The following is a 24,142-nucleotide window of genomic DNA, read 5'->3' on the forward strand; positions in this document are numbered from 1 at the left end:
AACAGGACTGATTCCCACGGGGGTTCACATGAACAAGGCAGTACAGGCGATGCGAGCAGTACGGGCACGTGTGCGGGCGTTCGGCGCGCGGCGGGACTCGGGGATGGTCACCTCGGAGTACGCGATGGGAATCATCGCGGCGGTGGCGTTCGCCGTGGTCCTCTACAAGGTGGTGACCAGCGGGCAGGTCAGCGCGGAACTGCAGGCGATCGTGAAGAAGGCGCTCGATGCGCGGATGTAGGAGGCGGGGAGAGAGCGCGGCCGACCGGGGGTTCGTGACGGCGGAGTCCGCGGTGGTGCTGCCCGTGCTGGTCATGTTCGCGATGGCGCTGGTGTGGGGGCTGCTGGTCATCGCCGCCCAGATCCAGTGCGTGGACGCGGCTCGTACGGGTGCCCGCGCGGCGGCTCGCCAGGACGCGGCCGACGCGGTGGTGGCGGTGACCAAGGAAGCCGCCCCGTCGGGCGCCGAGGTCACCGTCAGCCGGACCGGCGACCGTGTCCGGGTGATCGTCGTAGCCAAGCCGCCGGCGCTGCGGGGACTGCCCTTCGAGGTACGGGAAGAGGCAGTGGCGGCGGCGGAAGAGGCCGTGGCGGAAGGGGTGACGGGGGTGCGGGACGCGGCCGGGGCGGCTCCTGGGCAGGTCCCACCGGCGCCCTCGGACACGCGAGGGGTGAGCCGATGAACTCCCGCCGTTCGGGCGACCAGGGCTCCGCCACGGTGTGGACCGTCGCCGTCGTGGCCGTCCTCTGCGTGGTGTTCGGGGTCGTGCTCGCCCTGGGGCAGGCCGTCGTCACCCGGCACCGCGCGGCGGGCGGCGCCGACCTCGCGGCGCTGGCGGCGGCCGACCACTGGGCGGAGGGGGCCGCGGCGGCCTGCGCCCGGGCGGACCAGGTGGCCCGCGCGCAGGGCACCCGGCTGGTCAGGTGCGCGCTCGTGGGCGACGTCTCGGACGTGACCGCGGCGGCGGGCGGCGGCCCGTTCGCGGCGGAGGTCAGGGCACGGGCGGGGCCCCCGGGCCCACCACCGCTCCCTGACCAGACTTCGCTGATCAGGCCTCCCGTGCTCGCCCCTGCTCCCTGACCAGACGTCGCTGATCAGGCCTCCCGAGCCCCCGCCTTCGGCGCCCCCTGATCAGACCCCCTGAGCCCCGCCTCGGCTGTCATGCGTCCCGTCCGCCCCCGCCCCCTCCGCTTCGGGCTTGTCCGGCGCCCCCCGCAACAGCTCCGTGAGCAGTCGTACCGCGCCCCTCTTGTGGAGGGGGTCGTTGCCGTTGCCGCACTTGGGGGACTGGATGCAGGACGGGCAGCCGGCGTCGCACTCGCAGGAGGCGATGGCCTCGCGGGTGGCCGTGAGCCAGGCGCGGGCGGTGTGGAAGGCGCGCTCCGCGAAGCCCGCGCCGCCGGGGTGGCCGTCGTAGACGAAGACCGTTGGGAGCAGGGTGTCGGGGTGGAGGGGGATCGAGACGCCGCCGATGTCCCAGCGGTCGCAGGTCGCGAACAGCGGCAGCAGGCCGATGGACGCGTGCTCGGCGGCGTGCAGGGCGCCGCCGAGGATCTCCGGGGAGATCCGGGCCGCGTCGAGCTGGTCCTCGGTGACCGTCCACCACACCGCGCGGGTGCGCAGCGTACGAGGAGGGAGGTCGAGTTTCGTCTCGCCCAGTACTTCGCCGGTGATCACTCGGCGGCGGAGGAAGGAGACCACCTGGTTGGTGACCTCGACGGAGCCGTAGCAGAGGCGGCCGTCGCCCCACGGGATCTCTGTGTCCGTCTCCAGGACGGAGATGGAGGTGGTGTCCCGGGCCACCGTCGAGTACGACGGCGCGGCCTGCTCGACCAGGGCCACCGAGTCCTCCAGGTCCAGCGAGCGGACCAGGTACGTGCGGCCCTGGTGCAGATGGACCGCGCCCTCGTGCACCGTCGTGTGCGCCGCGCCCGCGTCGACCGTGCCGAGGAGCCGGCCCGTGCCGGACTCGACGACCTGGACCGGGCGTCCGCCCCCGCCGCGGATGTCGGTGAGGTCGGCGGCCCGTTCCCGGCGGGTCCAGTGCCAGGCCCTGGTCCGGCGGCGGAGCAGCTTCGCGGCCTCCAGCTGCGGGAGCAGTTCCGCGCAGGCGGGGCCGAAGAGCGTCAGGTCCTCCTCGACCAGCGGCAGCTCCTCCGCGGCCGCGCACAGGTGCGGGGCGAGGACATAGGGGTTGTCGGGGTCCAGGACCGTGGATTCCACGGGCTGGTCGAAGAGGGCCTCGGGGTGGTGGACGAGGAAGGTGTCCAGCGGGTCGTCCCGGGCGACGAGGACCGCCAGCGCGCCCTGTCCGGAGCGGCCGGCCCGGCCCGCCTGCTGCCACAGGGACGCCCGCGTGCCCGGATAACCGGCGATCAGCACCGCGTCCAGGCCGGAGACGTCGATGCCGAGTTCCAGGGCGGTCGTGGCGGCGAGGCCCAGCAGCTCGCCCGAGTGCAGGGCCTGCTCCAGGGCGCGCCGCTCCTCGGGGAGGTAGCCGCCGCGGTAGGCCGCCACCCGGCGGGCCAGGGAGCGGTCGACCTCGGCCAGGCGCTCCTGGGCGATCACCGAGATCAGCTCGGCGCCGCGCCGGGAGCGGACGAAGGCGACCGAGCGCACGCCCTGCACCGCCAGGTCCGTCAGCAGATCCGCCGTCTCGGCGGTGGCGGTGCGACGGACCGGGGCGCCCTTCTCGCCCTGCATCTCGGTGAGCGGCGGCTCCCAGAGGGCGAACACCAGTTCCCCGCGGGGGGAGGCGTCGTCGGCCACCTCCACGACCGGCAGGCCGGTGAGGCGCCGGGCGGCCACCGAGGGCTCCGCGGCGGTCGCGGAGGCCAGCAGGAAGACGGGCGACGCGCCGTAGCGGGCACACAGGCGGCGCAGCCGGCGCAGTACCTGGGCGACGTGCGAGCCGAAGACCCCGCGGTAGGTGTGGCACTCGTCGATGACGACGTACTTCAGCGCCTTCAGGAAGGAGGACCAGCGGGCGTGGGAGGGCAGGACGCCGCGGTGGAGCATGTCCGGGTTGGTGAGGACGTAGTTGGCGTACTGGCGGATCCACTCGCGTTCCTCGAACGGAGTGTCACCGTCGTACACCGCCGACCGGACGGAATGGCCCAGTGGTTGTGAAAGTTCCTTCACCGATCGGCACTGGTCCGCGGCGAGGGCCTTCGTGGGCGCGAGGTAGAGCGCGGTGGCGCCGCGGCCGTTCGGGGCCTCCGAGCCTTCCAGGAGGGCGGAGAGCACCGGCACCAGATAGGCCAGCGACTTGCCGGAGGCGGTGCCCGTCGCGACGACCACCGAATCGCCGTCCAGGGCGTGCTCGGCGGCGCGTGCCTGATGGGCCCAGGGGTGCTCGACCCCGGCGGCCTGGACGGCGGCGAGAACCTCCGAACGGATCCGGTCAGGCCAGACGGCATGCCGACCCGCTCGCGGGGGCACATGCTCCGTATGAGTGATGCGCGAAGCCCGGCTCGGCCCCGAGGCCAGCCGGCCCAGGACCGTGCCCGGGTCCACCCGGGACCCGGGGTCCGTCGGGGTTCGATCGGATCGGTGATTCTTGGCCATCGGCACCGAGTGTGTCACTGGCTTGACGGACAATGGGACCAAGGCGTCGTGCACGCCTGCCGGTAAGTGATTGAATGCCATCGCGGCTGGCGAACCGTCCTGGGGGCTTCAAGCCGAGGTGTCCCGAGGGACGACCGCTCGATAGCAAGGTGCTGGAGGATCCGTGGACCTGTCCCTGTCGACCCGTACCGTCGGCGATCGTACGGTCGTCGAGGTCGGTGGCGAAATCGACGTATATACCGCGCCCAAGCTGCGCGAGCAGCTGGTCGAGCTGGTGAACGACGGGAGTTTCCACCTCGTCGTCGACATGGAGGGCGTGGACTTCCTCGACTCCACCGGGCTCGGCGTACTGGTCGGCGGCCTGAAGCGGGTGCGTGCCCATGAGGGCTCGCTGCGCCTGGTCTGCAACCAGGAGCGCATTCTCAAGATCTTCCGCATCACCGGCCTCACCAAGGTGTTCCCGATCCACACCTCGGTCGAGGAAGCGGTGGCGGCCACCGACTGATCAGCGGTCACCGACCGACAAAAGCGGTCACCGACTGGTCACCGGACCCGGGTATGCCCCATGGCGCGCCCGGGACGGAAGAAGTTCAAGAAGGGGGACCGGGCTTTCGGCAGCCCGGCCCTCCGGACGGCACGCCCGTAGTTGCGAGGGGGATGCATGGCCACCGTTGAACTCCGCTTCAGCGCGCTGCCCGAGCATGTCAGGACCGCACGTCTGGTCGCGGCAGCGGTGGCACGCAGGGCCGGAGTGGACGAGGCCGTCCTGGACGAGGTGCGTCTCGCCGTCGGGGAGGCCTGCTCCCGTGCCGTCGGACTGCATCAGCTCGGCGGGGTCACGGCGCCGGTGAAGGTCGTACTGATCGAGGAGGAGAAGCAGTTCTCCATCGAGGTCGGCGACGAGGCGCCGCGCTCCGTCCCGGGTGACCGGGCGCCGGGCGCCGCGGGCGGGGACGCCGACGTGGAGGCCGAAGAGGACGAGATGGGCCTCGCGGTCATCAGCGGTCTGGTCGACGATGTCGAGGTCAGCGCTGGTGAACACGGCGGCCTTATCCGTATGACCTGGCCCACGACCCCTGCCGTCGCCGAGCTTCCCTGAGCGCGGCTCAGCAGCGAGATCACCCGAAGGGCCCTACCGAGGTGGGGCCCTTCGGCATGTTCGGGCACTCCATCGGCGTAATTCGTGAATTCCTTCACGATCAATAGCCCGATAATTCGATCAAGTTCTCGCCTGGGTCAATCAGGCCGTCAATGGCTTTGAGGCATTACCACTTTCGGGTTCCGTGGGTGGTGGGCGATCATTTGCTGAAGAGCAGGCGAAGACCAATTCCGTTTACCGCGCACTGTTTTGATCAGGTTCCGGTACCTACAATCCGTCCACATCTTGAGCTCAGCCCAAGCGTCAAGGAGGACGAATGGCGGGGCTTTCTACCCCTCATCAGTTGGATCACCCCACAACCTTCGCAGCCGCAGTCCTGACGGACGGCAACCGTGCCCTGGTGATCGTCATCGGCGTCGTCGCCCTGGCGGCGCTGGTGGTCGCCGGGGTCCTGGTGCGCCAGGTGCTCGCGGCGGGCGAGGGCACCGACAGCATGAAGAAGATCGCGGCGGCGGTCCAGGAAGGTGCCAACGCCTATCTGGCCCGGCAGCTTCGCACGCTCGGCGTATTCGCCGTGATCGTGTTCTTCCTGCTCATGCTGCTGCCCGCGGACGACTGGAATCAGCGCGCCGGCCGATCGGTGTTCTTCTTGATCGGCGCCGCGTTCTCGGCGGCCACCGGGTATATCGGCATGTGGCTCGCCGTACGCAGCAATGTGCGCGTAGCCGCCGCGGCCAGGGAAGCGACCCCGGCGGAGGGTGAGCCGGAAAAGGATCTCACCGCCGTCTCGCACAAAGCCATGAAGATCGCTTTCCGCACGGGCGGCGTCGTCGGCATGTTCACGGTGGGGCTCGGTCTGCTGGGCGCCTCCTGTGTGGTGCTGGTGTACGCGGCCGACGCGCCGAAGGTGCTGGAGGGCTTCGGTCTCGGGGCCGCTCTCATCGCCATGTTCATGCGTGTGGGCGGCGGCATCTTCACCAAGGCCGCCGACGTCGGCGCCGACCTGGTCGGCAAGGTCGAGCAGGGCATTCCGGAGGACGACCCGCGCAATGCCGCGACCATCGCCGACAATGTGGGCGACAACGTCGGCGACTGCGCGGGCATGGCGGCCGACCTGTTCGAGTCGTACGCGGTGACCCTGGTCGCCGCGCTCATCCTCGGCAAGGCGGCCTTCGGCGACGCGGGCCTCGCCTTCCCGCTGCTGGTGCCCGCGATCGGCGTGATCACGGCCATGATCGGCATCTTCGCCGTGGCCCCGCGCCGCAGCGACCGCAGCGGCATGACGGCGATCAACCGCGGCTTCTTCATCTCCGCGGTGATCTCGCTGGCCCTGGTGGCCATCGCGGTCTTCGTCTACCTGCCCTCGTCCTACGCCGACCTCGACGGCGTCACCGACGCCATGATCCAGGGCAAGAACGGTGACCCGCGGATCCTCGCGCTGGTCGCCGTGGCGATCGGCATCCTGCTGGCCGCTGTGATCCAGCAGCTGACCGGCTACTTCACCGAGACCAACCGCCGCCCGGTGCAGGACATCGGCAAGACCTCCCTCACGGGTCCCGCCACCGTGGTCCTCGCGGGTATCTCGATCGGTCTCGAATCGGCCGTCTACACCGCCCTGCTGATCGGCCTCGGCGTCTACGGCGCCTTCCTGCTCGGCGGTACGTCGATCATGCTGGCGCTGTTCGCGGTGGCGCTGGCCGGGACCGGTCTGCTCACCACGGTCGGCGTGATCGTCGCCATGGACACCTTCGGTCCCGTCTCCGACAACGCCCAGGGCATCGCGGAGATGTCCGGCGACGTCGAGGGCGCGGGCGCCCAGGTGCTCACCAACCTGGACGCGGTCGGCAACACCACCAAGGCCATCACCAAGGGCATCGCCATCGCCACCGCGGTCCTCGCGGCGGCGGCGCTCTTCGGCTCGTACCGCGACGCGATCGAGACGGGCGCGCGTGATGTGGGCGAGAAGTTCAGCGGTGCGGACGCGCCGATGAACCTGGTCATGGACATCTCGCAGCCCAACAACCTCGTCGGCCTCATCGCCGGCGCGGCGGTCGTCTTCCTCTTCTCCGGACTCGCCATCAACGCCGTGTCGCGGTCGGCCGGTTCGGTGGTCTACGAGGTGCGGCGGCAGTTCCGGGAGAAGCCCGGGATCATGGACTACAGCGAGACGCCGGAGTACGGCAAAGTCGTCGACATCTGTACGAGGGACGCGCTCAGGGAACTGGCCACACCCGGCCTGCTCGCCGTGATGGCGCCGATCTTCATCGGCTTCACCCTCGGCGTCGGCGCCCTCGGCGCCTTCCTGGCGGGCGCGATCGGCGCGGGCACGCTGATGGCGGTCTTCCTCGCCAACTCCGGCGGCGCCTGGGACAACGCCAAGAAACTCGTCGAGGACGGCCACCACGGCGGCAAGGGCAGTGAGGCCCACGCCGCCACGGTGATCGGTGACACGGTCGGCGACCCCTTCAAGGACACCGCGGGCCCCGCGATCAACCCGCTGCTGAAGGTGATGAACCTGGTGGCACTGCTGATCGCGCCCGCGGTGATCGATTTCTCGTACGGCGACGACAAGAACATCGGGGCACGGGTGCTGATCGCGGTGCTGGCGTTCCTGGTGATCGCCGGTGCGGTGTACCTCTCCAAGCGGCGCGGGATCGCGATGGGGGAGGAGGGAAACGCCGACCGGACGGCCAAGTCACCTGATCCGGCGGTGGTTTCGTAGATCCTTTCGCGGAACATGGCTCAAAGGGCGGGCGGACGGCGTGTGTTGACACGCCGGACGCCCGCCCTGCGTGTGCGCGCGCCCCTGGCCGTGAGCCTTCTCTCGCTCGGGATAAATGCCCATAAAGAACCGCATACCGGACGTCGGGCATGCGGTTGCACACCTTCCGGCGTGTATGTTCCGGGGCCGAGAGCCATGGAAGGGGCCAATCCGGTGAACAAGAAGCTCGTGGCCGCACTGTCCGGCGGTGCGGTACTGGTACTGGCGCTGTCGGGATGCAGCAGCGACGACGGCAACGACAAGCTGGATGCCTGGGCCAAGCAGGTCTGCGACGCCGTACAGCCGCAGGCGAAGAAGATCGAGTCCGCCAACGCCGCGATCCAGAAGGAGACCTCGGACAACAGCACGCCCGAGGAGGTCCAGAAGACCGACTCGAAGGCCTTCGAGGACATGTCCGACGCCTACAAGGCGATCGGGGCGGCCGTGGACAAGGCGGGGGCGCCGGACGTCGAGAACGGCGACAAGAAGCAGACGGACGCGGTCAAGGAGCTCAACGGCATCTCCGCCTCGTACGCCTCCCTGAAGAAGCAGGTCGACGAGCTCGACACCAAGGACCAGGCCAAGTTCGCCGACGGTCTGAAGGACATCGCGACCGAGCTGAACAAGCTCAGCACCAGCGGCAGCAACGCGCTCAAGACGCTGGAGGAGGGCGAGGTCGGCCAGGCCATGGCCCAGCAGTCCAGCTGCAAGTCGGCGTCCGGGGCCGCGACGGCGGCGGCGGGCTGAGGCCGAGCGGCCGCGGCGAGCCGGTAGCGCGGGTCACAATGGGGGCGTGAGTACCTCCAGGCTGCCCGCTCTGCCCGCCGCCCCCGCCTCCGGCCGTCCCGAAGTCGCCGCATCGCTGCGGGACGCCCTGCTGGGGGCCTCCTTCACCGCTGACGGCCTGCTCGACCTGCTGGGCGCGCCCGCGTACGCCGCGCTCGCCCGCAGCGAGACGGTCCCAGCACTCCGCGCGACCCGCGGGGACACGCCGCTGGAGACCCTCGTACGGCTGTTCCTCCTGCAGCAGCCGGTGCCGCACGCGCGCGTGGCCGACGTGCTGCCCGTCGAGGCCTGCCTGGAGGCCGGGTGGCTCGTGCGGGCCGGTGACGACGAACTCGCCGCGACCGTGGATGTACGGCCGTACGGCGGACCCGCCGGCGAGGACTGGTTCATCGTGTCCGACCTGGGCTGCGCGGTCGGCGGCGCCGGAGGCATCGGCAGCAGCGACGAGGGCGTCGTCCTCGGGGTCGGCGGCGCCTCCACGACGCTCGCCGGTATCACCGTCCGCACTCCCGTCTCCGCCGCCCTCGATCTCGGCACCGGCTCCGGGATCCAGGCCCTGCACGCCGCCCAGCACGCCACCCGTGTCACGGCGACCGATCTCAACCCGCGCGCGTTGCACATCACGGCGCTGACGCTGGCGCTGTCCGGCGCGCCCGCCGCCGATCTGCGCGAGGGCTCGCTGTTCGAGCCCCTCAAGCAGGACGAGACGTACGACCTGATCGTGTCGAACCCGCCCTTCGTGATCTCGCCGGGTGCCCGGCTGACCTACCGGGACGGCGGGATGGGCGGGGACGATCTGTGCCGCTCGCTCGTTCAAGGGGCGGGGGAACGGCTGAACGACGGCGGGTTCGCGCAGTTCCTCGCCAACTGGCAGCACGTCGCGGGGGAGGACTGGCAGGACAGACTGAGGTCATGGGTGCCGCGCGGGTGCGACGCGTGGATCGTCCAGCGCGAGGTGCAGGACGTCACGCAGTACGCCGAGCTGTGGCTGCGGGACGCCGGGGACCACCGCGGCGACCCCGCCGAGTACCAGGCGCGCTACGACGCCTGGCTGGACGAGTTCGAGGCGCGCAAGGTCAAGGCCGTCGGCTTCGGCTGGATCACGTTGCGCAAGACGGGCTCCGCCGTGCCGTCCGTCACCGTCGAGGAGTGGCCCCACCCGGTCGAGCAGCCGCTCGGCGACACCGTACGGGCGCACTTCGACCGCCTGGACTATCTGCGCAGGCACGATGACGCCGCCCTGCTCGAAGGACACTTCCGGCTCGTCACCGAGATCGTCCAGGAACAGGTCGGGCTGCCCGGCGCCGAGGACCCCGAGCACGTGGTGCTGCGTCAGAACCGCGGGATGCGCCGGGCCACGAAGGTGGACACGGTCGGCGCCGGGTTCGCGGGCGTGTGCGACGGCACGCTCAGCGCGGGCCGCATCCTGGACGCCATCGCCCAACTGGTGGGCGAGGACCCCGTACTGCTGCGCGACCGTACGCCCGCGCAGATCCGGCTGCTGGTGGAGCAGGGGTTCCTGGAACCGGCGTGACGCTCGCGGGCGGTCGGGGGCGGCGGATTCGAGCCGACCTCGGCGCCGGGCCCCGGCGGCCGGTGCGCGCGCTCGACGCCGCCCGGCAGGCGCCCGCGGGCTGCCCGGCCGCGAGGGACCGCGCGGTCCACAGCCGCGTCGGCCGCACGTTCACCCGGGGTTCTCCTGGCCGCCGTCCGCGCGTGACAGCCTCGCGGGGCTGGGGTACGCGCGGAGCGGAGAAAAGGGGCGAAAGCGCCATGGAGAGCGGACCGGCGATCTTCGCGGGACTGGTGTTCGCCCTGTTCGGAGCCGGGCTGCTGATCTGGACGGCGGCCCGGGTGCGGCACCGGGAACCGGCCGCCCACGGTGTGAACCCCGTCGCATCGGCGACCCTCGCGAGCCTCGCCGCCGTGATCGCCCTCGTCCTCGCCGCGTGGTGCTTCACCCGCCTGTGAGAACCGCGGCGCGCACCGCTCCGGAGCTGGGACTCCGATCACCGGTACGTGATCGTCCGGAAAGGCTCGAAAAGGCCGGTGGACACTCCGGGCGGCAGGAATGGCGGTAGTCGGGTTACCGTTCGAGTGGCCGTTGCGGGCTTTTCCCGTTTGACACGGGGGCGGGATGTACCGTCACACTCCGCAGCGTCACCAGTACCCGACCCCGGGAGAGCAAGGCCTGGGGAGGCCACTCAGCGTCGACCGGAGAGAAGAGCGAAGTTGTCCCCGACCAGCGAGACCGCGAAGGGCGGCCGCCGACTCGTCATCGTCGAGTCGCCTGCCAAGGCGAAGACGATCAAGGGCTATCTCGGCCCCGGATACGTTGTCGAGGCGAGCGTCGGGCACATCCGCGACCTCCCCAACGGCGCCGCGGAGGTGCCGGAGAAGTACACCGGCGAGGTCCGCCGTCTCGGTGTGGACGTAGAACACGACTTCGAGCCGATCTATGTGGTCAACGCCGACAAGAAGGCCCAGGTCAAGAAGCTCAAGGACCTGCTGAAGGAGTCCGACGAGCTCTTCCTCGCCACCGATGAGGACCGCGAGGGCGAGGCCATCGCGTGGCACCTCCAGGAAGTGCTCAAGCCCAAGGTCCCGGTCAAGCGGATGGTCTTCCACGAGATCACCAAGGCCGCGATCCAGGCCGCCGTGGCCAACCCGCGCGAGCTCAACCAGCGGCTGGTCGACGCCCAGGAGACCCGCCGCATCCTCGACCGCCTCTACGGCTACGAGGTCTCGCCGGTCCTGTGGAAGAAGGTCATGCCGAGGCTGTCGGCAGGCCGTGTGCAGTCCGTCGCCACCCGGCTCGTCGTGGAGCGGGAACGCGAGCGCATCGCGTTTCGTTCCGCTGAGTACTGGGACCTGACGGGCACCTTCTCGACCGGCCGCGCGGGGGATCCGTCGGACCCGTCGTCGCTGGTCGCGCGCCTCCAGACCGTCGACGGCAGGCGGGTCGCGCAGGGCCGCGACTTCGACTCCCTGGGACAGCTCAAGAGCGCGAACACCCTCCACCTCGACGAGGCGAACGCCCGCGCCCTGGCCGCGGCCCTGGAGCAGACGCGGTTCGCCGTCCGCTCCGTCGAGTCCAAGCCGTACCGCCGCTCGCCGTACGCTCCTTTCCGTACGACGACGCTGCAGCAGGAAGCCTCGCGGAAGCTCGGCTTCGGCGCCAAGGCGACGATGCAGGTCGCGCAGAAGCTGTACGAGAACGGCTTCATCACCTATATGCGTACGGACTCCACGACCCTGAGCGACACCGCGGTCGCCGCGGCCCGTGCCCAGGTCACGCAGCTGTACGGCGCCGACTACCTGCCCTCCGCCCCGCGCACCTACGCCGGGAAGGTCAAGAACGCGCAGGAGGCGCACGAGGCGATCCGCCCCTCGGGTGATCGTTTCCGCACGCCCGCCGAGACCGGCCTGACCGGCGACCAGTTCCGGCTCTACGAGCTGATCTGGAAGCGGACCGTCGCCTCCCAGATGAAGGACGCGACCGGCAACAGCGTGACCGTCAAGATCGCCGGCACCGCCGCAGACGGCCGGGACGTCGAGTTCAGCGCCTCCGGCAAGACGATCACCTTCCACGGCTTCCTCAAGGCCTACGTCGAGGGCGCCGACGACCCGAACGCCGAGCTGGACGACCGCGAGCGCCGGCTGCCCCAGGTCAGCGAGGGCGACGCGCTCAGCGCCGAGGAGATCACGGTCGACGGGCACGCCACCAAGCCCCCGGCCCGCTACACCGAGGCCAGCCTGGTCAAGGAGCTCGAAGAGCGCGAGATCGGCCGCCCGTCGACGTACGCCTCGATCATCGGCACGATCCTCGACCGCGGTTATGTCTTCAAGAAGGGCACGGCCCTCGTGCCGTCCTTCCTGTCCTTCGCCGTGGTCAACCTCCTGGAGAAGCACTTCGGGCGGCTCGTCGACTACGACTTCACCGCCAAGATGGAGGACGACCTCGACCGCATCGCCCGCGGTGAGGCGCAGTCCGTGCCGTGGCTGAAGCGGTTCTACTTCGGCGAGGGCACGGGTGCGGGCGGCGCCGCCGACGCCGGAAACGGCGACGGGGACCACCTCGGCGGCCTCAAGGAGCTGGTGACCGACCTGGGCGCGATCGACGCCCGCGAGGTGTCCTCGTTCCCGGTGGGCAACGACATCGTGCTGCGGGTCGGCCGCTACGGCCCCTACATCGAGCGCGGCGAGAAGGACACCGAGCAGCACCAGCGTGCCGACATCCCGACCGACCTCGCGCCGGACGAGCTGTCCGTGGAGATGGCCGAGGAGCTGCTCGCCAAGCCGAGCGGCGACTTCGAGCTGGGCACCGACCCGGTCAGCGGCAACCAGATCGTCGCCAAGGACGGTCGCTACGGCCCCTACGTCACCGAGATCCTGCCCGAGGGCACCCCGAAGACCGGCAAGAACGCCGTGAAGCCGCGGACGGCCTCGCTGTTCAAGTCGATGGCCCTGGACACGGTGACGCTCGACGACGCCCTGAAGCTGATGTCGCTCCCGCGCGTGGTGGGCACCGACGCCGAGGGCCAGGAGATCACCGCGCAGAACGGCCGCTACGGGCCGTACCTGAAGAAGGGCACGGACTCCCGGTCGCTGCAGACCGAGGACCAGCTCTTCACGATCACCCTCGAAGAGGCGCTGGAGATCTACTCCCAGCCCAAGCAGCGCGGCCGGGCCGCCGCCAAGCCGCCGCTGAAGGAGCTGGGCACCGACCCGGTCAGCGAGAAGCCGGTGGTGGTCAAGGACGGCCGCTTCGGGCCGTACGTCACCGACGGGGAGACCAACGCGACCCTGCGCTCCGGCGACAGCGTCGAGACGATCACCCCGGAGCGCGGCTACGAGCTGCTCGCCGAGAAGCGCGCCAAGGGGCCCGCCAAGAAGACGGCGAAGAAGGCCACGACCAAGAAGACCGCCGCCAAGAAGGCTCCGGCCAAGAAGGCGACGGCCGCGAAGAAGACCGCGGCGAAGAAGACGACGACCGCGAAGAAGACGGCCGCCGCGAAGACCACCGCCGCGAAGAAGACCTCGGCCTCGAAGTCGGCCGCGGAGGACTGACCGCGGAGCGGCGGTACCCACGTTCCGCTTCGCGAAACGAACGCCCCGGCATCACTCTTTGGTGTCGGGGCGGGCGTACGTTCGGACGGCCGCCACGGGCTGTCGGCGGCTCCCGATAGGCTGAAAGCATGACGCGAGCCGAGCAGCCGACGGCCCCCCATCCGGCCCCCGACGAAGCCCTGGCGGCGGACTCCCGCGAACGCGCGGTCCGTGCCCTGCTGCGCCGACCGCAGCTCAGGCGCTTGTGGAGCGCACAGTTCGTGAGCGGGGTCGGCGATGTCCTCGCCCTCCTCGTGCTGGTCCTTCTCGCACTTCAGGCGGCCATCGCCGAGGGCTCGTTCGGCGCCGGGTACCGGGGCGTGGCGTTCGCAGTGGCGACCGTCTTCGGGGCCCGTGTCCTCGCCACACTGCTCTTCGGCGCCGTACTCCTCGGCCCGCTCACCTCGTTGACCTCCCACGACGGCCCGCTCGACCGGCGCTGGACCATGGTCGGCGCGGACGGGCTGCGCGCCGCGCTGCTCATCGTCGCGCCGCTGTGGGTCGACTGGACGCCGGACAACGCCCTGGCCGTCCTGCTGGTGACCGTCTTCGTGACCGGAGTCGCCGAGCGTTTCTGGACCGTGTGCCGGGAGAGTGCGGCGCCCGCCCTGCTGCCGGGCCCGCCCCCGGAGGGCGCGACGGTACGCCCGCTGCCGGACCACATGGACGCGCTGCGCCGCCTGTCGCTGCGCACCAGCTTCCTGGCGGTGCCCCTCGCGGCCGCCGCGCTGGTCACCGCGGCCCTGTTCAACAACCTGCTGGGCACCGGGATCGACTGGTTCGGCGAGCACCAGGCGGCGCTCGCCTCCTACGTGGCGGCCGGTCTGTTCGCGGCGTCCTTGTCCGTGGTGACCTTCCTGGAACTTCCCGACACCCGCACTCCACGCGCGCGTTCCCCGCTGGAGGGGCTGCGTCGGCCGAAGACGGGCACCGGTGTCGACAAGGGCCGTACCGGCGCGATCCCGCTGCTGGTGCCGGCCTGCGCGGCCGTCGCGGGCGCGGTGTCGGCCTCGGTCGCCGTCTCGGTACTGCACGCCAAGGACCTCGGCGGCGGCCCGGTGCTGTACGGCCTGATGGTGCTCGCGCTGACCGGCGGAGTGGTCGTCGGCATCCGTACGGCGCCCAAGGTGCTGGTGTCGCTGTCGCGGCGTCGTCTGCTCGCGCTGGCCATCGCGTTCGCCGGCGTCGCGCTGCTGGTCGCCGGGCTCGTCCCGGACGTCACCACCGTCCTGCTGGTCCTCGCCCTCGCGGGCGTGTTCGCGGGCGTGGCCGCCAACACCGGTCACACGCTGCTGGACCAGGAGACCGAGGACTTCCGCCGCCCGCGGACCACCGAGCATCTGCACGCCGTCGTACGGGTGTTCGTGGCGCTCGGCGTGCTCGTCGCGCCCGTGGTGGCCGCCGCGATCGGCCCGCACCGGCTGGAGAGCGGCCGGTTCGTGTTCGCGCACGGCGGCGCCGCCTTCACGCTGATGCTGGTCGGCGCGCTGCTGTTGCCGGTGGCCGCGCTGGTGCTGGCCAAGGTCGACGACCGGTCCGGGGTGCCGCTGCGGCACGACCTGCGCGATGCGCTGCTCGGCGGCGACGACCCCGAGCCGGCGCCCGCCAGCACCGGCTTCTTCATCGCCCTGGAGGGCGGCGACGGCGCCGGGAAGTCCACCCAGGCCGAGGCTCTCGCCGAGTGGATCAGGGCCAAGGGGCACGAGGTCGTCCTCACGCGCGAGCCGGGGGCCACGCCGGTGGGCAAGCGGCTGCGGTCGATCCTGCTGGACGTCTCCAGCGCCGGGCTCTCGCACCGCGCGGAGGCGCTGCTGTACGCCGCCGACCGCGCGGAGCACGTGGACACCGTCGTCCGGCCCGCCCTGGAGCGCGGCGCGGTTGTGATCTCCGACCGGTACATCGACTCGTCCGTGGCCTACCAGGGGGCGGGCCGTGACCTGTCGCCGACGGAGATCGCCCGGATCAACCGCTGGGCCACCGACGGCCTGGTGCCGCATCTGACGGTCCTGCTCGACGTCGACCCGGAGACCGCGCGCGAGCGCTTCACCGAGGCGCCTGACCGGCTGGAGTCGGAGCCCGCGGAGTTCCACGCGCGCGTGCGCGCCGGTTTCCTCACGCTGGCCGCCGCCGACCCCGGGCGCTACCTGGTGGTGGACGCGGTCCAGGAGCCCGAGGCCGTCACCACCGTCGTACGGCACCGGCTCGACCAGATGCTGCCGCTGTCCGAGGCCGAGATCGAGGCCCGGGAGGAGGCGCGGCGCAAGGCCGAGGAGGAGGCCCGGCTGCGCGCGGAGGCCGAGGCCGCCCGCAAGGCCGAGGAGGAGCGCCTTGAGCGCGAGCGCCAGGAGCAGCTCGCCCGGCTGCGTGCCGAGGAGGAGGAGCGCAAGCGCCGCGAGCTGGAGGAGGCGCAGCGCCGCGAGGCCGAGCGGCAGGCGGAGGAGGCCCGGCAGCGCGCCGAGGAGGCGGCCCGCCGTGCCGAGGAGGAACGCCGGCGGCTGCTCGCCGAGGAGAAGGCCCGCGCGGAGGAGGAGGCCCGCCGCAAGGCGGAGGAGGAGCGTCGGCGCAGGCAGGCCGAGGAGGAGGCCCGGTTGCGCGCCGAGGCCGACGCGCGCCGCCTGGAGAAGCAGCGCAAGGCGGAGGAGGCCCTGCTGCGGGCCGAGGAGGCGCGGCGCCTCGCCGAGCGGGCGGCGGCCGCGGCGGAGGCGGGCCCGAAGCCCGCGGCTCCCGCGGCGCCCACGGCCGGCGCGGACGCGGCGACTGTCCCGACGCCGGTAGTGACCCCGACGAACGCCTCGGGCGGCCCGGTGGAGGACACGGCGGTACTGCCGCGCGCGGGGGAGCGGTCCGCGGGCGGCGACTCCGAGGTCACGGCGGAACTGCCGCAGCCGGGGGACGGCTCCGGTCGGGCGCGGGGGGCCGCGGAGCGGGGCCGGGGAGCTTCGGATCGGACGCCGGGGACCGGAGACCCGGGGGCGCGGGCGGCGGACCGGGTGCCGGGGGCCGGGGACGCCGTGACGGGTGCCGCGGATGAGACCGCGGTGCTGCCGCCGGTGCGTGCGGCGGGGCCCGCCGATGAGACGGCCGTGCTGCCTCCGGTGCGTCCGGCGGGGGGCGGGGACGACGAGACGACGGTTCTGCCTCAGGTGGATCCGAGGGCCGAGGACGAGACCGCGGTGCTGCCTCCCGTACGGGGTGAGGATCCCGCGGACCGGGTGCCGCCGGGCTTCTTCCGCGATGAGCGTCGGCCGGAGGGAGCGGACGACCGCACCCGCGAGCTGCCGCAGGTCGACCCTCAGGCCGACCCGCGGGGCGACGAGCCCGAGACGCGTCGGCGCAGTCGGCCCCGGTCGGACTGGGCCGAGGAGACCCCGCTGGACGACCTCCCGTCCCTGGCGGACGAGTTGCTGGGCCCGCGTGAGGACGAGCACGACGACGGGCGGGGGCGGGGGAGGCGCTGAGCCGCCCGCGTCGTAGGACTGCCGTAGCGGCGGCCGTGCCCCGACCGCCGCTTGGCGTTGGCCTCGGTCTCGGCACGGGCACCGACATGGCGGCGGCGCCGCGTTGTCAGTGCCGCCCCCCACAATGGAGGGCGTACCGCGACATGTGGACGGAAGGGCGGCGGGTGTCATGACCGTGTGGGACGACCTGGTGGGGCAGGAGAAGGTGAGCGAACAGCTCACCGCCGCTGCCCGGGACGCCGACGCCCTGGTCACCGCCGCCGCCACCGACGCCCCGCCGCCCGAGGCGTCGAAGATGACGCACGCCTGGCTGTTCACCGGCCCCCCGGGCGCGGGCCGGACGCAGGCGGCCCGGGCCTTCGCCGCCGCGCTCCAGTGCGTCAGCCCCGACCGCGCCCTCGGTGGAGCCCCCGGCTGCGGCTTCTGCGACGGCTGTCATACGGCCCTCGTCGGCACCCATGCCGACGTCACGACCGTCGCCGCCGTGGGCACCCAGATCCTCGCCGACGACATGCGGGACACCGTCCGCAAGTCGTTCACCTCGCCGGCCAACGGCCGCTGGCAGGTCATCCTCGTCGAGGACGCCGAGCGGCTGAACGAGAAGTCGGCCAACGCCGTCCTGAAGGCCGTGGAGGAGCCCGCCCCCCGCACGGTCTGGCTGCTCTGCGCCCCCTCCATCGAGGACGTCCTGCCCACGATCCGCTCCCGCTGCCGCCACCTGAACCTGCGTACCCCTTCGGTGGACGCCGTGGCCGACATGCTCGTGCGGCGGGAAGGCATCGAGCCCGCCGTCGCCGCCGCCGCGGCCCGTGCCACCCAGGGGCACGTCGACCGCGCGCGCCGACTGGCCACGGACCCCGCCGCTCGCGAGCGCCGGGCCTCCGTGCTGAAGCTGCCCCTGCGCGTCGACGACGTCGGCGGCTGTCTCAAGGCCGCGCAGGAACTCGTGGACGCGGCGGCCGAGGACGCCAAGCAGCTGGCCGAGGAGATGGACGGCAAGGAGACCGAGGAGCTGAAGGCGGCGCTCGGCGCGGCCCAGGGCGGCCGGCTCCCGCGTGGCACGGCGGGCGTGATGAAGGACCTGGAGGACAAGCAGAAGCGTCGCCGCACCCGTACGCAGCGCGACAGCCTCGACCTCGCCCTGACCGACCTCACCGCCTTCTACCGGGACGTCCTCGCCCTCCAGCTCGGCTCCCGGGTGGCCATCGCCAACGACGACGCCCAGGACGCTCTGGACCGTTTCGCCCGCAGCAGCTCCCCGGAGTCCACCTTGCGCCGTATCGAGGCCATCGCCGCCTGCCGGGACGCCCTGGACCGCAATGTGGCGCCGCTGCTGGCGGTGGAGGCGATGACGATGGCGTTGAGAGCGGGCTGAGCCGAAGGCTCCGCAGCCGCGGTCGCAGCCCGATGACGGCCACCTTGGCCAGGTTCGCGCGGGTGCGGTCGCGCGGGGAACGGCCGTCGCCCCGCCGGGGGTTCGCCACCGCACGATCAACGAGAGGTTGACCAGGTAATCCGTACGAGCCGCGACTCGCACGGAGGGCATTCGTTCGGCTGCGCAGAGTTACGCTCGACCGATGCACCTCAGGCTCCCCCACCCGTCCCGCACGCCCGGCCCCCGGTCCTCTCGTCCGCACGCCCGCCCTCGTTCCCACGGAATCCGCGCGGCGGGAGCCCTCCTCGCCGTCGCCGCGCTGGTGGTCTCGGCGTGTTCCGCGGGCGGCTCGACGAGTTCCGCGAGCCCTGCGGCGGAGGCCGCACTCGCCGCGCTGCCCCAGGCGACGCCCGACGCGCTCGCGCCGTACTACGGGCAGAAGCTGAACTGGCGTGACTGCGGGGTCCCCGGCTTCGAGTGCGCCACGCTGAGGGCGCCGCTCGACTACGCGGAGCCGGAAGGAGCCGAGGTCCGGCTGGCCGTCTCCCGCAAGAAGGCCACCGGACCGGGCGAGCGGATCGGATCACTGCTGGTCAACCCGGGCGGGCCGGGAGGTTCGGCGGTCGGCTACCTCCAGGCGTACGCCGGTGTGGGTTACCCCGCCGAGGTCCGCGCCCGCTACGACATGGTGGCGCTCGACCCACGCGGGGTCGCCCGCAGCGAACCGGTGGAGTGCCTGGACGGGCCCGCCATGGACGCGTACACCCAGACGGACATCACACCCGACGACGCGTCGGAGACGGCCGAACTGGTGGATGCGTACAAGGAGTTCGCCGAAGGCTGCGGCGCGCACTCGCCGAAGCTGCTGCGCCATGTGTCCACCGTCGAGGCGGCCCGGGACATGGACATCCTGCGCGCCGTGCTGGGCGACGAGCGGCTGAACTACGTGGGGGCGTCGTACGGCACCTTCCTCGGGGCGACGTACGCGGGACTGTTCCCGAAGCGGGCCGGCCGGCTGGTGCTGGACGGCGCGATGGACCCCTCACTGCCCGCCCGGCGGATGAACCTCGACCAGACGGCGGGGTTCGAGACGGCGTTCCGGGCGTTCGCGCGGGACTGCGTCCAGCAGCCGGACTGCCCGCTCGGCACGAAGGCCGACCAGGTCGGCGCGAACCTCAAGGCGTTCTTCGGGAAGCTCGACGGCCGGCCGATCCCCACCGGTGACGTGGACGGCCGCAAGCTCGGCGAGTCCCTCGCCACCATCGGTGTGATCGCGGCGATGTACGACGAGGCGGCCTGGGCGCAGCTGCGGGAGGCGCTGACCTCCGCGATGAAGGAGAACGACGGCGCGGGGCTGCTGGTCCTCGCCGACAGCTACTACGAGCGGGACGCCGAGGGCCGCTACGCGAACCTGATGTTCGCCAACGCCGCCGTGAACTGCCTCGACCTCCCGGCCGCCTTCGACACCCCCGAGCAGGTGGGGGAGGCGCTGCCCGCCTTCGAGAAGGCGTCCCCCGTCTTCGGCGAGGGCCTCTCCTGGGCCTCCCTGAACTGCGCGTACTGGCCGGTGGCCGCGACGGGCGCACCGCACCGCATCGAGGCGAAGGGGGCGGCGCCGATCGTGGTCGTCGGCACCACCCGCGACCCGGCGACCCCGTACCGCTGGGCCCGCTCCCTGGCGGCCCAGCTCTCCTCGGCCCGCCTCCTCACCTACGAGGGCGACGGCCACACGGCGTACGGCCGCGGCAGCGACTGCGTCGACCGCACGATCAACGCGTACCTCCTGCGGGGGACCCCGCCGACGGACAAGAAGCGCTGCTCATAGCCCTGCGACCAGGCCCTGAGGGGGTGCCTCCGGGCCTGGTGCGGAGCACCCCCGGAAACTGTGTAGACTTACCGACGTTGCTGATCGCACCATAGTGCGGACAGCGCGCCGCCTTAGCTCAGATGGCCAGAGCAACGCACTCGTAATGCGTAGGTCTCGGGTTCGAATCCCGAAGGCGGCTCATTTTGAACCCCAGGTCAGGTATCTGACCTGGGGTTTTCTGTTATTCACGCTGTGTCGTCCGGACTGGACTGCGGCGCTGCCGTCGGCGAGTGCCTGGCACGGGCCGACGAGGGCGGCGGGGCGGCCAGAAGTGTATAGATGCAGCTATAATAACTGCATCTATATGTGGGAGCTGGTGCTGTGGACAAGCCCGCAGAGATGTTCGATCGGGTCTTCGAATGGGCCGAGCTGACCCGGTTCGCCACCCTGCCGGGCCCGCGGGCCACGCTGGGCGTTGTCTCCGGTCGCCGGCGGCAGGGCAAGACCTTCCTGCTCGACGCCGTCGCTCGTGCCAGTGGCGGCTTCATGTTCACCGCCACCGAGACCACCGAGGCCGACGCCCTACGTCAGTTCGGTGAGGCACTGGCCCGTTATCGCGGGCAGCCCACTCCTTTCCGCTTCGCGCACTGGGACGAGGCGGTCGCGGAACTCATGCGCATCGCCGACGCGGGCGGCCCCACCGTGGCGGTCATCGACGAGTTCCCCTTCCTCGCCAAGGCATCTCCCTCCCTGCCTTCGATCATCCAGCGCGCTCTGGACCCTGCTGCCCAGCACACCAACACTCCCGTGCGTCTGCTGCTGTGCGGTTCCGCGCTGTCGTTCATGGGCCGGTTGCTGTCCGGCAATGCTCCGCTGCGTGGCCGAGCCGGCCTCGAACTCGTGGTCCCGACCCTGGATTTCCGGCTCGCTGCCGAGTTCTGGCAGATCGACGACCCGCGCACGGCGTTGTTGACCAATGCCATCGTCGGCGGCACGCCTGCCTACCGGCGTGAGTTCACTCAGGGGGACACCCCTGCCGAGCCGGACGACTTCGACGACTGGGTCATCCGCGCCGTGCTCAACCCGGCGCGTCCGCTCTTCCGGGAGGCCCGCTATCTCCTCGCAGAGGAGCCCGAACTCCACGACACCGCGCTCTATCACTCGGTACTGGCGGCCATCGCCGCGGGTAACGCGGCTCGTGGCGGCATCGCCGACTATCTGGGGCGCAAGTCCACCGACCTCGCCCACCCGTTGAGCGTTCTCCAGGACGTCGGAATGATCACCCACGAACCCGATGCCTTTCGCCGCAACCGCTCCGCCTACCGCATCGCCGAACCGCTCGTCACCTTCTACCACGCGGTCATGCGCCCGGCCTGGGGTGATCTGGAACGCCCCGGGCGGGCGCCCGACGTATGGCGCCGAGCCCAGACCACCTTCCGCAGCAAAGTCGTCGGCCCGCACTTCGAGCAGGTCTGCCGGGAATGGGCCCGCTGGCATGCGGCACCCGACACCCAGGGAGGACATGTCACACGCGTCGCCGGCGGAACCGTCAACGACCCGGCTGCCAGGACCAGCCACGAGGTCGACGTCGCAGTCCACGGCGAGAGCCAAGAGGGGCGCCAGGTGCTGCTCGCCATCGGCGAAGCGAAGTGGAGTGACGTGATGGGAGTCGGCCACCTGGAACGCCTCCGGCACATCCGTTCCCTCCTGACCAGGAGTGGCACGGCTACCGAGGCAACGAGGCTCTACTGCTTCAGCGGCACAGGCTTCACCGATGAGCTGAATCACCTCGCAAAGAACGACCCCACGATTCAACTGATCGACCTGCCACGCCTCTACCACGGAGAGTGACTCTCGATCTGCGCGCGGGGGATCGGTCGGCCGTACCGGCCGCTGGAGCTGTATGACGAGTTCGGGCTCTTCGGAGAGGAGGGCGCGAGCTCGTACGGCCCTGCGCGATCCGTCGTCGGACGGTCAGGGTGAGCGCGGGCAGCCACCACGAAATGTCGGTGGTGGGCCGCAGGTCCTCGGCCTGGATCGGTGCGTCGCGATCCGGCGGTCGCGTGGCGAGGCCAGGCGAGCAGGGCCGCGGACAGGCGGGGCGGAATTCATGCGGATGCGGTACGAGGCCGGGGCTGAGGAGGAGTTCGGGGCGGCGTGTGGGCTGTTGGTCGACCGGCTGGTTCGGTGGGCCGCGGAACAGGGGGACGCCGGTGGACGCGTCCATGGCCGAGGCGGCGTTGGACTACCGGCACCGGGCGACCGTCGACGGTCGGCTGGGGCTGTGGGAGCCGCGACATGTGGAGGAACTGCTGCTGTCCTGGCTCCCCCAGCAGGTCACCGAGCTTCCCGGAGAGGAACGCGGCGACGGTCCGGGCACGTCGCGCACCCCGGTCGATCTGGAGATGCTTGCCATGCTGCTGGAGGGCGGCCCGGCCGCGGCCGGTGGGCGGCTCGATCTGAGCACCGGGGAGTGTCGGCCGACCTTCACCGATGAGACCGATGAGCTGGAGACGGGGTGGTCTCGGGTTCGAATCCCGAAGGCGGCTCTTTTCAGGGCCAGGTCAGAGCTCTTCTGACCTGGTCTTTTTTGTTGGGTCGGGGGAAGCGCAGGCCGGCCCGGCGGGGCGTCGGCGGCAGACAGGTCGGCGTTGGCTGCCGCCGGACGGCCCCGGCGGGGGTGGCTTCCTACGCCGCGTCGTCGAAGAAGCCGCTGCGGCCTATGCGGTAGGCGAGTTGGGCCCGGCTGCGGCTGCCGAAGAGGTCGGAGGCCCAGCGCATGTGGTTGGTGACGCTGCGGACGCTCATGCCGAGCCGGGACGCGATGACCGTGTCCGTGTGGCCGTCGATCATCAGCTGGAGCACGGCGCGGCGGATGTCGTTCGTCACGGTCGGGGTCAGATGGCTGAGCGTGTTCGGCTGGATGGGCGCCGCCCGCTGCCAGATGTGGTGGAAGATGCCCACCAGATAGCGCACGACGCCCGGATGTTCGATGGCCAGGGCCAGGTCCGCACGCTCCGATTCGGGATCCGGGACGAAGGCGATCTGCCGGTCGCAGATGATCAGCCGGTCGAAGACCTCGTCGACGGTCCGTATCTCACCGCCCGCCCGGCAGATCTCCTCCGCGTAGGCGAGCGTCGGCGCGTGGGAACGGATCGTGTGCTGGTAGATGGTCTTCTGCTCCACCCCGCGCGCGAGGGCGCTGAGGTCGTCGGGCAGGGCCTTCTGCAGCAGCTCCTGCGGGCGCCCGCCGCCGGGCTGGGCGGTCAGCAGTTCCCGTCGGCAGGCCCTGACGGACGCCGACAGGGTGGCGCTGATCGCCTCGGCGCCCTGTACCTCGCGGATCAGGGGGGCGTTCTGCCGCCCGTAGCTGTCCAGATAGGCGCGTTCCGCGCGGGACAGCGAGGCCCGGACGGCCTCCAGGGTCCGCTGCTGGTCCGCGATGCTCCGCTCCAGTCGGCTCATCCGGGACGCTCCCGCCGTACGGGGCGCGATGGGCGTGAGCTTGCCGCCCGGCAACTCCTTGATGAGACCGAGGTCCAGCAGACAGCGAGGAGCGTCGCCCGGGGCCGCGGAGCCGCCGAGCAGCTCGGAGTAGTACGCGAGGCCTTCCTCGCAGATCTCGATCGGGTCCTTATCGCCTGTGTCATCATCTGTGCACATATATCCCCCCTACCGGTTCGCGCATTGCCTGTTCATGCTGCCAAAGGCCGTTTCCACAGGTCGGAGGCGCCCTGCATGCTGATGGAGGTCCAGAGGGGATCCGCCAGTACCGCGGCGGATATGGACCTTCGGAAAGCAGAGGTTGACATGTCGAAGGTGTGGCTCCGCTACGCCCTGAGCGCCCTCGCGGCGCTCGCCATCGCCGGACTCGCCGGGGTCGGTCCCGACTTCGGACCGGCCGCCGTCGCGCAGGACTCCCAGTGGGGGAGCAGCGTCCTCGCGGGGGATTCCCAGTGGGGGGTCGTCACCCCGCGGGCCGTGCAGGGGGACTTCGTCGCGACGCAGGACGAGACCGGCTCCCTCTGATCGCGAGCTGACCTCACCGCCCGGTCCGCCGCCGTACGAGCGGGGGCGGGTCCGGCCCGTCACATCGTGTGCCGGGGCGGCGAGCCGGGCTTATTTGTCATGCGCTGAACAATTTCGGCGCTCAGGAGAAGGACGAGGGGGGACAGGTCC

Annotated in this window: 18 protein-coding genes and 1 tRNA gene; 17 read left to right on the forward strand and 2 right to left on the reverse strand. The window is 71.4% G+C overall.

From position 1 onward, the window contains the following. The first annotated feature begins 28 nt into the window (after positions 1–28). From ACWDRW_RS13285 to ACWDRW_RS13295, 3 genes are read left to right on the forward strand one after another with little or no spacing between them, the layout of a single operon-like run. Complete coding sequence (locus tag ACWDRW_RS13285) at positions 29–241, forward strand: DUF4244 domain-containing protein (RefSeq protein WP_451722782.1); 213 nt, start codon at positions 29–31, stop codon at positions 239–241. Beyond that, on the forward strand, positions 228–683 hold the full coding sequence (locus tag ACWDRW_RS13290) for a TadE family type IV pilus minor pilin (protein ID WP_451722783.1): 456 nt from the start codon (positions 228–230) through the stop codon (positions 681–683). Before ACWDRW_RS13285 ends, ACWDRW_RS13290 begins: the two co-directional genes overlap by 14 nt. Further along, the gene (locus tag ACWDRW_RS13295; protein WP_451722785.1) at positions 680–1,081 is read left to right on the forward strand and encodes an Rv3654c family TadE-like protein; all 402 of its coding nucleotides are present in this window, start codon (positions 680–682) and stop codon (positions 1,079–1,081) included. Before ACWDRW_RS13290 ends, ACWDRW_RS13295 begins: the two co-directional genes overlap by 4 nt. Positions 1,082–1,132: 51 nt before the next feature. Here ACWDRW_RS13295 and ACWDRW_RS13300 read toward each other — a convergent pair whose 3' ends face one another. Beyond that, positions 1,133–3,649, reverse strand: a complete 2,517-nt coding sequence (locus ACWDRW_RS13300) for a DEAD/DEAH box helicase (protein ID WP_451722787.1) — start codon at positions 3,647–3,649, stop codon at positions 1,133–1,135. A gap of 82 nt (positions 3,650–3,731) precedes the next feature. On the opposite strand from ACWDRW_RS13300, the gene bldG reads away from it, so the two are divergent. From bldG to ACWDRW_RS13365, 13 genes are all read left to right on the forward strand, one after another. Beyond that, on the forward strand, positions 3,732–4,073 hold the full coding sequence (bldG, locus tag ACWDRW_RS13305; RefSeq protein ID WP_003975386.1) for an anti-sigma factor antagonist BldG: 342 nt from the start codon (positions 3,732–3,734) through the stop codon (positions 4,071–4,073). 156 nt (positions 4,074–4,229) lie between these two features. Then, complete coding sequence (locus ACWDRW_RS13310) at positions 4,230–4,667, forward strand: ATP-binding protein (protein ID WP_451722788.1); 438 nt, start codon at positions 4,230–4,232, stop codon at positions 4,665–4,667. A 316-nt stretch (positions 4,668–4,983) separates the two neighbouring features. Then, a complete protein-coding gene (locus ACWDRW_RS13315; protein ID WP_451722790.1) occupies positions 4,984–7,389 on the forward strand; it encodes a sodium-translocating pyrophosphatase in 2,406 nt (801 codons plus the stop codon). 195 nt (positions 7,390–7,584) lie between these two features. After that, entirely contained in the window at positions 7,585–8,175 is a 591-nt protein-coding gene (locus ACWDRW_RS13320) for a small secreted protein (protein ID WP_451722792.1), read from the forward strand. 46 nt (positions 8,176–8,221) lie between these two features. After that, positions 8,222–9,748 (forward strand): DUF7059 domain-containing protein, encoded by a 1,527-nt coding sequence (locus ACWDRW_RS13325; RefSeq protein WP_451722794.1) that lies wholly within the window; start codon positions 8,222–8,224, stop codon positions 9,746–9,748. Positions 9,749–9,987: 239 nt separating this feature from the next. Further along, complete coding sequence (locus tag ACWDRW_RS13330; protein WP_451722796.1) at positions 9,988–10,185, forward strand: hypothetical protein; 198 nt, start codon at positions 9,988–9,990, stop codon at positions 10,183–10,185. 261 nt (positions 10,186–10,446) lie between these two features. Continuing rightward, complete coding sequence (gene topA, locus ACWDRW_RS13335) at positions 10,447–13,284, forward strand: type I DNA topoisomerase (protein ID WP_451722798.1); 2,838 nt, start codon at positions 10,447–10,449, stop codon at positions 13,282–13,284. 128 nt (positions 13,285–13,412) lie between these two features. Next, a complete protein-coding gene (gene tmk / locus ACWDRW_RS13340; protein WP_451722799.1) occupies positions 13,413–16,781 on the forward strand; it encodes a dTMP kinase in 3,369 nt (1,122 codons plus the stop codon). Between the two features lie 169 nt (positions 16,782–16,950). After that, positions 16,951–18,156 (forward strand): DNA polymerase III subunit delta', encoded by a 1,206-nt coding sequence (locus ACWDRW_RS13345; RefSeq protein WP_451722801.1) that lies wholly within the window; start codon positions 16,951–16,953, stop codon positions 18,154–18,156. 202 nt (positions 18,157–18,358) lie between these two features. Beyond that, positions 18,359–19,981: an alpha/beta hydrolase gene (locus tag ACWDRW_RS13350; RefSeq protein ID WP_451722803.1), complete on the forward strand. Its 1,623-nt coding sequence runs from the start codon at positions 18,359–18,361 to the stop codon at positions 19,979–19,981. Between the two features lie 107 nt (positions 19,982–20,088). Then, positions 20,089–20,162: transfer RNA gene (locus ACWDRW_RS13355), tRNA-Thr, on the forward strand. Between the two features lie 200 nt (positions 20,163–20,362). Beyond that, a complete protein-coding gene (locus tag ACWDRW_RS13360; RefSeq protein ID WP_451722957.1) occupies positions 20,363–21,814 on the forward strand; it encodes an AAA family ATPase in 1,452 nt (483 codons plus the stop codon). A gap of 374 nt (positions 21,815–22,188) precedes the next feature. After that, positions 22,189–22,542 (forward strand): hypothetical protein, encoded by a 354-nt coding sequence (locus ACWDRW_RS13365; protein WP_451722805.1) that lies wholly within the window; start codon positions 22,189–22,191, stop codon positions 22,540–22,542. Between the two features lie 109 nt (positions 22,543–22,651). Here ACWDRW_RS13365 and ACWDRW_RS13370 read toward each other — a convergent pair whose 3' ends face one another. Then, complete coding sequence (locus ACWDRW_RS13370) at positions 22,652–23,626, reverse strand: helix-turn-helix domain-containing protein (RefSeq protein ID WP_451722806.1); 975 nt, start codon at positions 23,624–23,626, stop codon at positions 22,652–22,654. Between the two features lie 147 nt (positions 23,627–23,773). Here ACWDRW_RS13370 and ACWDRW_RS13375 point away from each other — a divergent pair, with 147 nt between their 5' ends. Beyond that, a complete protein-coding gene (locus ACWDRW_RS13375) occupies positions 23,774–23,992 on the forward strand; it encodes a hypothetical protein (protein ID WP_451722808.1) in 219 nt (72 codons plus the stop codon). Positions 23,993–24,142 lie beyond the last annotated feature (150 nt).

Source organism: Streptomyces sp. NPDC003635 (genome assembly GCF_053587635.1).